An 11,905-nucleotide genomic window follows, 5' to 3' on the forward strand; every position below is an offset into this window, starting at 1 on the left:
AACCAGCAGCCCAACAAACACTGAGGGCCCGTCCGATTGGACGGGCCCTCAGTGTTTGTTGCAGCGGTGCAGGGCCAGCTACCCCAGCACGTACAGCGAAATCGACTCCGCGACGCAGGCCGGCTTGTCCACACCCTCGATCTCGATGGTGACCAGGAGTTTGACCCGCACCCCCTGCGCCACGGTCTCCACCGAGGCGATCTCCGACCGGGCACGCACCCGGCTGCCCACCGGCACCGGGTGCGGGAAACGCACCCGGTCCAGGCCGTAGTTCACCCCCATCACCATGCCGTCCACCCGGAACCGGCCGGAGGCGAGCGCCGGCAGCAGGGCCAGGCTCAGATAGCCGTGCGCAATGGTGCCGCCGAAGGGGCCCTTGGCGGCCCGTTCGGGATCCACATGGATCCACTGGTGGTCATCAGTGGCCTCGGCGAACAGGTTCACGCGTTCCTGGTCAATGAGGACCCACTCGCTGGTTTCCTGGCTCCCCACTGCTTCCTGGAGTTCCTGCACGGAACCGAAATGCGCCACCGCTAGGCCTTCGGTCCGCCGGCGACGTAGAGCACCTGTCCGGAAACGAACGAGGCCTCCTCGCGGGCAAAGAAGGACGCCGCCGCAGCGATGTCCGCCGGGTTCCCGGCCCGTCCCACGGGAATCTCCTTCGCCGCATGCGCCACGAAGTCTTCGAACGGCACTCCCACGCGTTCCGCCGTCGCCCGTGTCATGTCCGTCTGGATGAAGCCGGGGGCAATCGCGTTGACCGTGACGTTGTAGCGGCCCAGTTCGATGGCCAGTGTCTTGGTGAAGCCCTGGATGCCGGCCTTGGCGGCGGCGTAGTTCGCCTGGCCGCGGTTGCCGAGGGCGGAGGTGCTGGAGAGGTTGATGATGCGCCCCCATTTCTGCTGCACCTGGTGCGCCTGCACCGCCCGGCTCATGAGGAACGCTCCGCGCAGGTGAACGCCCATGACGGCATCCCAGTCCGTGTCCGTCATCTTGAACAGCAGGTTGTCCCGCAGGATGCCCGCGTTATTGACCAGGATGGTGGGCGCCCCCAGCTCCTCGGCGATGCGGCCCACTGCCTGCTCGACGGCGGCGGCATCGGCGACGTCGGCGCCTACGCCCACGGCCTTGCCACCGGAGTTGTTGATGGCCTCCACCGTGGCGGCCGTGTCCTCCTCCCGCAGGTCAAGGACGGCGACGCGGTGTCCGTCCGCTGCGAGCCGCATCGCAACCGCTGCGCCGATCCCGCGTCCTGCTCCGGTGACGACGGCGGTGCGCTGGTCCAATTGTGCTGGTGCCTCAGTCATGTCTCTCCTGCCGGTGGCGGCAGCCCACCGGGTGTGTGCTGCGTCTCTTTTGCGAGGGTACCGACCGGACGGTACGGGCGCAACGGGAGGCCGCCGGGCCCGGCCCCGACGTCCCGGTGGAAGTGGTGGCGCAGCAGTTCGGGCTGGCCGAATCCAGCAGCCCGCGCCACCTCCTCGATGCTGAGGTCCGTGTCTTCCAGCAGTTCCTGCGTTGTCCAGCGACGGTCACGGCCGGAATTAGTTCCGGAACAGGTCAGCTTTCGACCGCATTGACGCGTAGTTTTGATTCCATGTTGGAGACATCCGCCCGGCTCCTGCAGCTGCTTTCGCTGCTGCAGCTGCGGCGCGAGTGGACCGGGGCAGCGCTCGCGGAACGGTTGTCCATCACCGAACGCACGGTACGCCGCGACATCGGCAAGCTGCGCACCCTCGGGTATCCCATCTCAGCGTCCCCGGGCATTGCCGGCGGTTACCAGCTAGGCGCCGGCGCGCAGCTGCCGCCGCTGCTGCTCGACGACGACGAAGCCCTCGCCGTCGCACTCGGCCTTGCCGCGGTGGCCACGGGACCGGTGACCGGAATCGGTGAAGCCTCTGTCCGGGCACTGGCGAAGCTCGAACAAGTCCTGCCCGGGCGGCTCCGCCCCAAGTTCTCCGCCCTGCGCCAATCCGTCTCCACACTCGCCGGGCCGCCGGGCGGCGTCGACCCGGGAATCCTCACCGCCTTTTCCGCCGGCATCACCGAGCACCGGGTCCTGAGCTTCCGTTACACCGCGGCCGACGGCGGCTCCGGACGCCGGGTCGTGGAACCCTATCGGCTGGTCGGCACGGGCAGGCGCTGGTACGCCGTCGCCTGGGACCTGGACCGCTCCGACTGGCGGACCTTCCGGGTTGACCGCTGCACCAGCACCCCCGCCCCGCGCGGGCGGTTCACGCCCCGGCCCCTGCCGGCCCGGGACCTCGCCGCCTATGTCCAGGAATCGATTACCCGCAACCCCTACCGCTATTCCGTGGTGGTGCGGTTGGCTGCACCGCTGGCGGCGGTTGCCGAGCGGGTGCCCCCGGACGTGGCCAGCATTGAAGCGGACGGCCCCGGGCACACCATCGTGCGCGGCGGCTGGGACTCCCTGGACCTGCCCCTGATCAACCTGACAGCCTGGGGCGTGCCCTTCGAAATCCTCGACCCGCCGGAGATGCGCGAGCGGGCCCGCAGCGTGGTCTCCCTGCTGCAGCGCGCCATCGAAATCCCGCCCACGGCGGAATCCGGAAAGACCGTCCGGCCAAGCCACTAGACTGGTGGCAATCATGGCACTGACAATTTCCTATCCCGAACAGCTGCCCGTTTCCGAACGCCGCGAAGACATCATGGCAGCGATTGCCGCCAACCAGGTCACCGTCATCGCGGGCGAAACCGGGTCCGGAAAAACCACGCAGATTCCGAAGATGTGCCTGGAACTGGGCCTGGCCGAGAACGGCCTGATCGGGCACACCCAGCCCCGGCGCCTTGCCGCGCGCACCGTCGCCGAGCGGATCGCTTCCGAGCTCGACGTCGAGCTCGGCGAAGAAGTGGGCTTCCAGGTCCGCTTCACCGGTGAGACCGGCCGGAAAACCAAGGTCAAGCTGATGACCGACGGCATCCTGCTGGCGGAGATCCGGCATGATCCGAAGCTGAAGAAGTACAGCACCATCATCATCGATGAGGCCCACGAGCGCAGCCTGAACATCGACTTCATTCTCGGGTACCTGCGCCGGCTGCTGCCGGCGCGCCCGGACCTGAAGGTCATCATTACCTCGGCCACCATCGATCCGCAGCGGTTCGCAGAACACTTCGCCCTCAACGGCACCCCTGCACCCATCATCGAGGTGTCCGGCCGTACCTTCCCGGTGGAGATCCGCTACCGCCCGCTGAACCAGCCGGCGGACGGGGGCAGCGACGAAGACGGCATCGAAGACGAGCTGGAAGAGGACCGGGACCCGGTGGACGCCGTCTGCGACGCCGTCGACGAGCTCTCCCGCGAGGCACCCGGCGACGTCCTGGTGTTCTTCTCGGGCGAGCGGGAAATCCGTGATGCCGCAGACGCCCTGCGTTCCTCCGTTGCCCGCAATCCCCGGCTGGCCAATACCGAAATCCTGCCGCTCTTCGCCCGGCTTTCCCTTGCCGAGCAGCACAAGGTCTTTTCCCCGGGCCGGAACCGCCGGATTGTCCTGGCCACCAACGTCGCCGAGACCTCGCTGACGGTCCCGGGCATCAAATACGTGATCGACACCGGCACGGCGCGCATCTCGCGCTATTCGCACCGCACCAAGGTCCAGCGGCTTCCGATCGAGCGGATCTCCCAGGCCTCCGCCAACCAGCGGTCAGGCCGCTGCGGCCGCGTTTCCGACGGCATCGCCATCCGGCTGTACTCGCAGGAGGACTTCGAGTCCCGGCCCGAATTCACCGATCCCGAAATCCTGCGCACCAACCTCGCCGCCGTGATCCTGCAGATGGCCGCCATGGGCGTGGCCAAGGGACCCAAGGATGTTGCCGACTTCCCGTTCGTCCAGCCCCCGGATTCCAAGGCAATCAACGACGGCGCGGTGCTGCTGCGCGAACTCGGAGCGCTGCACCCCCAGGGCGGCATCACCGAGGTGGGCCGCAAGCTGTCCCAGCTTCCGGTGGACCCCCGGCTGGGCCGGATGATTGTCGAAGCGGGCAACCGCGGCTGCACCAAGGAGGTCATGGTGCTCACTGCCGCCCTGACCATCCAGGATCCCCGTGAGCGTCCATCCAAGGATGACCCCGCCCGGGCCCAGAAGGCCGCCGAAATGCACAAGCGCTTCGTGGACGAGAACTCCGACTTCACCGGCTTCCTGAACCTGTGGCGCTATGTGGAGGAAAAGCAGAAGGAGCTCTCCTCCTCGGCCTTCCGCCGCCTGTGCAAGAACGAGTTCCTGAACTTCCTGCGCATCCGCGAATGGCAGGATCTCTTTGCCCAGCTGCGCCAGCTGGCCAAGCCGCTGGGTATCACGCTCGCCCCGGAGCCGGTGGACCCGGTCGGCAAGTACCGGGAGATCCACATGTCCCTGCTGGCCGGCCTGCTCAGCCACATCGGCCTCTACGACCAGCGCAAGCGCGAATACGCCGGTGCACGCGGCACCCGGTTCGCGGTCTTCCCGGGCTCTGCGTTGTTCAAGAAGTCCCCGGACTGGGTGATGGCCGCCGAACTCGTGGAGACCTCGCGACTGTGGGCGCGGGTGGCGGCGAAGTTCGATCCGCTGTGGGCCGAGGAAGTGGCCCCGCACCTGGTCAAACGCAGCTACAGCGAACCGCACTGGTCCAAGAGCCGCGGAGCCGTGATGGCCTACGAAAAGGTCACCCTCTACGGCGTACCGGTGGTTCCGCAGCGGAGCATCAACTACGGCCGCATCGACCCGGTGCTCTCCCGGGAGATGTTCATCCGCCATGCCCTGGTCGAGGGCGACTGGCGCACGCACCACAAGTTCTTCCACCGCAACCAGGCGCTGCTGGCCGAGGTGGAGGAGCTGGAGAACCGGGTCCGGCGCCGCGGGCTGCGCGTGGACGATGAAACCCTCTTCGAGTTCTACGACGAGCGGGTGGGTGCCGACGTCGTCTCCGAGCGGCACTTCGACAAGTGGTGGAAGCACGCCCGGCACGAAAACCCGTCCCTGCTGGACTTCGACCCGGACGCCCTACGCACGGACGATGCCGAGGGCCTGGACGAGAACGACTTCCCGAAGTCCTTCTTCTACGGGTCCTTCGAACTCCCGCTCACCTACGAATTCACCCCCGGCGTGCCCTCGGCCAACGACGGCGTGACCGTCGAGGTGCCCGTATTGTTCCTGAACCAGCTCACCCCGGGGCCGTTTGCCTGGCAGATCCCGGGACTTCGCGCCGAGCTCATTACGGCGCTGATCAAGTCCCTGCCCAAGGCGGTGCGGAAGAATTTCGTCCCGGCGCCCGACGTCGCCCGCTCGGCTGCCGCTGCCTTGGCTGCGGATTTCGACCCCGCTTCGGACGAGCTGGAACCGTCCCTGGAACTGGTGCTGCGCCGGTTGAAGGGATCCATCATTCCGCCGGGGTCCTGGAACTGGGACGCCGTGCCGGACCACCTGCGGATGACGTTCACCGTAGTGGATTCCGCCGGACGGGTGCTGGACGAGGGCAAGGACCTGGCCGCACTGCAGGAGTCCCTGGCCCCGGCCACCCGCCGCGCCATTGCCGAATCCCTCGGCGCCACGCCGTCCACCGTCCAGCCGCGCGGCCCCAAGGGACCCAACGGCAAGGGCAAGGCCGGCACCGGAAACGGCGCAGGCATCGGCTCAGCCAACGGCACGGGCATCGGTTCCGGCACCGGTTCCTCCGTGGCGGAGCAGACCGGCCTGACCGAGTGGAGCATCGGCACCTTGGAGAAGCAGGTCCAGCGGCTCGTGGCCGGCCACACCGTGACCGGCTACCCGGCGCTCGTGGACGAGGGCAGCACCGCCGGGGTCCGGATCTTCCAGAGTGCCGGCGAGCAGCAGGCCGCCATGCGTGCCGGCGTCATCCGGCTGCTGGTGCTCCGCGTTCCCAGCCCGGCCAAGTACGTACTGGAGCACCTGAGCAACACCGAAAAGCTGACCTTCAGCCAGAACCCGCACGGGAGTGTGGCCGCGCTCATCGAAGACTGCACCCTGGCCGCGGTGGACAAGCTCACGCCGGAGAAGCTCCCGTGGACGCGGGCCGAGTTCGACGCCCTGTATGAGACAGTGCGTGCCGAACTGATCGACACCGTCTTCACCGTCACGGCCATCGTGGAGAAGATCCTGGCCAGCACCCGGCGGATCACGAAGGCGCTCAAGGGCACCACCTCGCTGGCGCTGATCAGCGCCCTGAATGACATCAGGGCGCAGCTGGATGCCCTGGTGTACCCCGGTTTCGTGGCCCGCACCGGCTATGCGCAGCTGATGCACCTGCCCCGCTACCTGGCCGGTATTGAACGGCGGCTGGAAAAACTTCCGGGCAACGTACAGCGGGACGGCCTGTCCATGGCCGTGATCCACCGCCTCGAGGACGAGTACGACGACGCCGTGGCGGCGCTGGCGCCCGGCCGCGGCACTCCCCCGGAACTCGCGGAGGTCCGCTGGATGATCGAGGAGCTGCGGATCAGCTTCTTTGCGCAGGAACTGGGAACGGCCCGGACCGTTTCGGAGAAACGGATCCGGACCGCCCTGAACTCGGCGCTGGCTCCGGCCTAGGCTGCGGGAACGGATTCCCCGTGCCCGGCATCGCGCAGGCCCTGGCGCAGCTTTTCCGCATTGGCCGCCATCCGCTCGGGGTCCGGGTTGGACTCGGCCCGGCTGAAGTCGAAGTCCTGCAGCGAATTGGCCGGCCAGACGTGCAGGTGCAGGTGGTCCACCTCGAAGCCGGCAATGCTGAGGCCGGCCCGCTCCGAGCCGAAGACGGACACCTGCGCCTGGCCGATGGCCTGGGCCACCGTGGTGAGCTTCTGCAGGAGGTCCGCGGGCGCATCCGTCCACTTGTTGATCTCCGCGCGCGGCACCACCAGGGTGTGACCGTCGCTGAGCGGACCGATGCTGAGGAACGCTGCGACGTCGTCGTCCTTCCAGACGAAATGTCCGGGGATTTCGCCGTTGATGATCCGGGTAAAGAGTGTAGGCATGGGTGCTCCTTCAGGTTGTCCCTTTGACGCGGCGGCGGACAGGGGTGCCCGCAGCGGCGGAGGAACTGGTCGGCCGGTAAACATGATTCGACGCTACCCCTTTTGCGGCGGGTTTTCGGCCTTGCCCGGATCCGGGCCAACGGCCGCCGGGGTACCGGGCGTGTTGGACCACTGCGACCAGGAGCCCGGGTAAAGCGCCGCGGTGATGCCTGCCTGCGCCAGTGCGGCCACCTCGTGGGAGGCGAAGATCCCCGAACCGCAGTACGCCGCAACGGGCCGGTCCGGCCGCACGCCGAGGTCCTCGAAGGCGCGGCCCAGTTCCCCCGGTGACCGGAAGCTGCCGTCCGGGGCGAGGTTGTCGGTGGAGGGCCGGTTGACCGCGCCCGGGATATGCCCGGCCCGTGGATCCACCGGTTCGGTTTCTCCGCGGTATCGTTCCGGCGCACGGGCGTCGATGAGTATCCCCTCGGCCGCCACCCGGCTGACGTCCCGGAGGGATGCCACGGGCATGTGCCCCCAGGACAGGTGCGCCGTCCCGGGCAACGGCTCCACCGGACCGCTTTCCAGCGGCAGTCCTGCCCTGCGCCAGGCCGCGAGGCCGCCGTCGAGCAGGAACACGTCCTGGCAGCCGGCGTGCCGCAGCAGCCACCAGGCGCGTGCGGCGGCCGTGCCCCCGGCGTCGTCATACACCACCACTGTGTCCCCGTCATTCAGGCCCCAGCTGCGGGCGGCCGCGGCGAAGGCAGCGGGATCCGGCAGGGGATGCCGCCCCTCCGCGGGAACGGCAGGGGCCGAAAGCTCGGTGTCCATGTCCACGTACACCGCACCGGGCAGATGTTCGTGCAGGTACTTTTCCTCGCCGTCGGCGGCGCCAAGGACCCACCTCACATCCAGCAGCACGGGCCGGCGCGCCGTGCCGAGGCGTTCGTGCAGCTGGTGCGGGGAGATCAGGACATCCATTACAGGTCCACGGTTTCCCCGGCGTCCAGATGCCGGAACTCGGTGCCGTAAACCTTGCCGAACCGGGTCACATGCCCCTCGACCATCCCCAGCCCCCGCTCGTTCAAAAGCGCGTCGTGGATGGGATAGGCCCGCTCCGCACCGGTGGCGATGACGAAGTCGATGACCTCCCCCGCCTTGGACCAGGGTGCATGCATCGGCACCAGCACGGTCCGCGGCCGCAGGCCGTTGGGAACCACGAACGAATCCCCCGGGTGGTAGACCCGGCCTTCCACCAGGTAGCCGATGTTGGCCACGACGGGAATCAACGGATGGATCAGGGCATGCTGGCCGCCGAAGGACTGGATGCCGAAACCGGCAACGGTGAAGCTGGTGTTGGGCTCAACATCGTGGATGCGGCCGCCCACCTCCTCCGGGGCTTCGCTGCGAAGGAGTGCAGCAAGACCCGCCGGGGCATGGAGCTCCAGCGACGGTTGCTCCTGCATTGCGGCAAGCACCCGCGGGCGGTCCAAGTGGTCCGCGTGCTCGTGCGTCACCAGGATGGCATCTGCCTCCTTCAGCGCCGTTTCAACTTCGGAAAAGGTGCCGGGATCCAGCACCAGGACGTGTCCGCCCTGCTCGAACCGGACACAGGAATGCGTGAACTTCGTCATTTTCATAGCGCCACCCTACTCCGGAGGTGATCGGCCGCGCAGGACGGGCGCTGCGGTACTGCTGATAATCTTAGGGGTCTACATCCCTGCGGCCACGGTGCCGCCCGCCTGCCGTCCCACCCGCTGGAGGAACCTCCGTGTCACCCGAGACATCCCGGACATCCAAACGCGCACCGGAGCAGCGTGTAACCCGCCAGCGGCTGGCCGTGGGCCGCACCCTGGACGAACTCGACGACTTCGTCAGCACCCAGGACCTCTTCCGGCTGCTGCAGGAGCGCGGCGAACGGGTTTCCCTGGCTACTACCTACCGGGTCCTGCAGTCCATGGCGGACGAGAACCTCGTGGACGTGCTGCGGGGCGGCGACGGCGAGGCGCTGTACCGGCGGTGCGCCGTCGAACACCACCACCATCACCTGGTCTGCCGGAACTGCGGCAAGGCCGTGGAGGTGGAAGCGCCTGCGGTGGAGAGCTGGGCCGCGGGCCTGGGCGCCAAGTACGGCTTCACCGAAGTGGCGCACACCGTCGAGGTCTTCGGCCTGTGCCCGGAGTGCAGCGCGCGTAAGGGCTAGGCTGCGGCTGTAGCCGTGTTTGCGCTGAGCTCCCGGCGCCGGTGCCCGCCGCGCATGCGCCGGATGATCCGGCAGGCCAGGTAGATCGCGAAGGACACCGTGGTCACGTAGGGGCTGATCGGAATCCGGCCGCCCAGCGCCAGCAGGATGCCGCCGACCGAGGAAGCCAGCGCGAAGAGCACGCTCAGGAACACCACCAGGCGCGGCGAGGACGTCACGAGCAGGGCTGCCGCCGCCGGAGTAATCAGCAGGGAGAGCACCAGCAGGGCCCCCACCACCTGGATGGACAGGGCCACGGCCAGGCCCAGCAGGAACATAAAGACAATCGACAGCACCCGCACGGGCACGCCGCGGGCCTCTGCGAGGTCCGGGTCCGCACTGGCGAAGGTCAGGGGGCGCCAGATGAAGAGCAGGGCAGCCACCACGACGGCGGCAACCCCTGCCAACAGGTTCAGCTGCACGGTATCCACCGAGACGATCTGGCCGGTCAGCAGCCCGAACTTATTGGCGGAACGGCCCTCGTAGAGGCCAAGGAACAGGATGCCCAGGCCCAGCCCGAAGGGCATGATGACACCGATGATCGAGTTCCGGTCCCGGGCCCGCAGGCCCATGACGGCCAGCAGGACGGCCGCCGCCACAGATCCGACCAGCGAACCGACCACCACGTTCACGCCGATCAGCAGGGCAAAGGACGCCCCGGCGAAAGAGAGCTCGGCAATGCCGTGCACGGCGAAGGCCAGGTCACGCATCAGGACGAAGGTGCCGATCAGCCCGCCGACCAGGCCGAGGATCGCGGCGGCCCAGATGGAATTGCTCACCAGCGGAAGCAGCTCGCCGTAATCGCTGAAATCAAAAACCGCATCGAAGAAACTACGCAGGTCCAAGGTCGCCCTCGCTTTCTCCGTGGTGGTGGGTGGTGGCGTCCGGGATGCCCAGGACCACAATCCGGCCGTGGCTGCGCAGGACTTCGACGCGGCTGCCGTACATTTCCGAAAGCACGTCGCTGCGCAGGACTTCGGCGGGGGTGCCGGTGCGGAACTGTCCGCCGGCCAGGTACAGCACGCGGTCCACGTACTCGATGACGGGATTGATTTCGTGGGTCACGAAGACGACGGCGGCGCCGTCGTCATGGCAGCGCCGTTCGATCAGGGAGCTGATGGCCTGCTGGTGGTGCAGGTCCAGCGAGAGCAGCGGCTCGTCGCAGAGCAGCAGATCCGGGTTGGTGGCCAGCGCCTGGGCCGCGCGCAGGCGCTGCAGCTCGCCGCCGGAGAGCCGTCCCACGGGTTCATCCGCGTAGGACGTGGCCCCCACCTGCTCGAGCAGCCGGTCCACGCGGCGGCGCACCGGCTTTCCGCGGAGCCGCAGGCCCCAGCGGTCGCCGTCGACGCCGAGCCCCACCAGGTCCCGGCCACGCAGCGGGGTGCCGGGGCTGAAGGACTTCTGCTGCGGGATGTAGCCGATGTCCTTGCTGCCCCGCTGCACGTTGCGGCCGTTGACGGTGACAGTGCCTCCGGTGAGCGGCTGCAGTCCCAGCAGGACCTTCAGGAAACTCGTTTTGCCTGATCCGTTGGGGCCGAGGACGGCGAGGAATTCACCGGCATTGATGTCCAGGTCAAGGTTCTTCCACAGGGTGCGGTCACCGTAGGACAGGCCGGCGTCCCGCAGTCGCACCACCGGGGCGGGCTGACCGGAAGCATTCACTGCAGCACGCTTTCCATGTTGGCGGTGTTATCGGCCATCCACTGCAGGTAGTCCTGGCCCTCGGGAAGGGTTTCGGAGAAGTCGATCACGGGCACACCGGCGTCCAGCGCGGCCTTGCGCACCGCCTCCGTCTGCGAGGTAGAGGTCTGTTCGTTGTAGCCCAGGAAGGCAATGGAGCCGCCCGTCACCAGGTCCTGCATCTCCTTCAGTACATGCGGCGGAACATCCGAGCCTTCCTCGACGGCCTCCGTGAAGTCCGACGGGGTGGCGTTGTGCAGCCCCGCGGCTTCCACGAGGTAGTCCGGCACCGGTTCGGTCAGGGCGACGTCGCGTCCGCCCGCCGTTTCCCGAAGCGCGGCAAGGGAAGCGTCGATGTCCGCAATGCCCGCAGTGAAGTCCGCCGCGTTGCTGCGGAACGTGCCGGCGGCATCGGCATCCAGTTCGCCGAGGCGTTCGGCGGCGGCGTCGGCAAGCCGCCCCATGGCCTCGGGGCTGTACCAGACGTGTTCGTTGAAGGAGCCGTGGTTATGGCCGTGGTGGTCTTCGCCCGCGTCGTGGCTCTCTTCGGCTTCCGCTGAGTCGGAGTCCTCGAGGCCGGAGATCTCCACGGCGTTGAGGATGTTCTCGGCGGGGATGCCTTCGTCTGCCGCGAGCTTCTCCAGGAAGGTGTCGTACCCGCCGCCGTTGAGCACCACCAGGTCCGCCTTGGATACGGCGAGCCGGTCCCGCGCCGAGGCTTCGTAGGAGTGCGGATCCTGGCTGGGCCGGTCAATCAGGGAGGTCACTTCGACGTTGTCCCCGCCGATCCCGGCGAGGATGCTGCCGTAGACATCGGTGGACGCCACCACGCGAACGACGCCGTCACTGCCCTCGGCTTCACCACCGTCGTCCCCGCTGCCGCCGCTGCAGCCGGTCAGGGCGAGTGCGGCTGCTGCAAGGACGGTTCCGGCCAGGCGGACGGGAAAGCGGCGCATAAGGTTTGGTATCCCTGGGTAGGCGGTTCATGGCGGCGAAGACGGGCCCCGGCACCGCCGAAGCTTTTTCAGCATAACCTA

General features: G+C 67.9%; 11 protein-coding genes. 3 read left to right on the top strand and 8 right to left on the bottom strand.

The window, feature by feature from the left end:
* Window positions 1-78 precede the first annotated feature (78 nt).
* Window positions 79-531: a MaoC family dehydratase gene (locus tag N2L00_RS10970; RefSeq protein ID WP_255862729.1), complete on the bottom strand. Its 453-nt coding sequence runs from the start codon at window positions 529-531 to the stop codon at window positions 79-81.
* A 2-nt stretch (window positions 532-533) separates the two neighbouring features.
* On the bottom strand, window positions 534-1,307 hold the full coding sequence (gene fabG, locus N2L00_RS10975) for a 3-oxoacyl-ACP reductase FabG (RefSeq protein WP_227918296.1): 774 nt from the start codon (window positions 1,305-1,307) through the stop codon (window positions 534-536).
* Window positions 1,308-1,597: 290 nt separating this feature from the next.
* Here fabG and N2L00_RS10985 point away from each other — a divergent pair, with 290 nt between their 5' ends.
* Together N2L00_RS10985 and hrpA are read left to right on the top strand one after the other, a co-directional pair.
* A complete protein-coding gene (locus N2L00_RS10985; RefSeq protein WP_255862728.1) occupies window positions 1,598-2,596 on the top strand; it encodes a YafY family protein in 999 nt (332 codons plus the stop codon).
* A gap of 13 nt (window positions 2,597-2,609) precedes the next feature.
* The gene (hrpA, locus tag N2L00_RS10990; RefSeq protein ID WP_255862727.1) at window positions 2,610-6,542 is read left to right on the top strand and encodes an ATP-dependent RNA helicase HrpA; all 3,933 of its coding nucleotides are present in this window, start codon (window positions 2,610-2,612) and stop codon (window positions 6,540-6,542) included.
* Here hrpA and N2L00_RS10995 read toward each other — a convergent pair.
* From N2L00_RS10995 to N2L00_RS11005, 3 genes are all read right to left on the bottom strand, one after another.
* Entirely contained in the window at window positions 6,539-6,967 is a 429-nt protein-coding gene (locus N2L00_RS10995) for an HIT family protein (RefSeq protein WP_255862726.1), read from the bottom strand. The two genes, hrpA and N2L00_RS10995, sit on opposite strands and share 4 nt — an antisense overlap.
* A 93-nt stretch (window positions 6,968-7,060) precedes the next feature.
* Window positions 7,061-7,927, bottom strand: a complete 867-nt coding sequence (locus N2L00_RS11000; RefSeq protein ID WP_255862725.1) for a sulfurtransferase — start codon at window positions 7,925-7,927, stop codon at window positions 7,061-7,063.
* Complete coding sequence (locus tag N2L00_RS11005) at window positions 7,927-8,586, bottom strand: MBL fold metallo-hydrolase (RefSeq protein ID WP_255862724.1); 660 nt, start codon at window positions 8,584-8,586, stop codon at window positions 7,927-7,929. The genes N2L00_RS11000 and N2L00_RS11005 overlap by 1 nt, the downstream gene beginning before the upstream one ends.
* 131 nt (window positions 8,587-8,717) lie before the next feature.
* Between N2L00_RS11005 and N2L00_RS11010 the strand changes: the two genes are divergently transcribed.
* On the top strand, window positions 8,718-9,149 hold the full coding sequence (locus N2L00_RS11010; RefSeq protein ID WP_255764665.1) for a Fur family transcriptional regulator: 432 nt from the start codon (window positions 8,718-8,720) through the stop codon (window positions 9,147-9,149).
* Here the strand turns inward: N2L00_RS11010 and N2L00_RS11015 are convergent.
* Genes N2L00_RS11015 through N2L00_RS11025 form a run of 3 tightly spaced genes read right to left on the bottom strand, consistent with a single transcriptional unit; the run spans window position 9,146 to window position 11,824 of the window.
* Window positions 9,146-10,033: a metal ABC transporter permease gene (locus N2L00_RS11015; RefSeq protein WP_255764666.1), complete on the bottom strand. Its 888-nt coding sequence runs from the start codon at window positions 10,031-10,033 to the stop codon at window positions 9,146-9,148. The genes N2L00_RS11010 and N2L00_RS11015 overlap by 4 nt on opposite strands.
* On the bottom strand, window positions 10,020-10,820 hold the full coding sequence (locus tag N2L00_RS11020) for a metal ABC transporter ATP-binding protein (protein WP_227918534.1): 801 nt from the start codon (window positions 10,818-10,820) through the stop codon (window positions 10,020-10,022). Before N2L00_RS11020 ends, N2L00_RS11015 begins: the two co-directional genes overlap by 14 nt.
* Window positions 10,821-10,846: 26 nt before the next feature.
* Window positions 10,847-11,824, bottom strand: a complete 978-nt coding sequence (locus N2L00_RS11025) for a metal ABC transporter solute-binding protein, Zn/Mn family (RefSeq protein WP_255862723.1) — start codon at window positions 11,822-11,824, stop codon at window positions 10,847-10,849.
* Window positions 11,825-11,905: the final 81 nt, after the last annotated feature.

Origin of the sequence: Arthrobacter sp. zg-Y1171 (assembly GCF_025244845.1) — a bacterium.
Classification (GTDB): domain Bacteria; phylum Actinomycetota; class Actinomycetes; order Actinomycetales; family Micrococcaceae; genus Arthrobacter_B.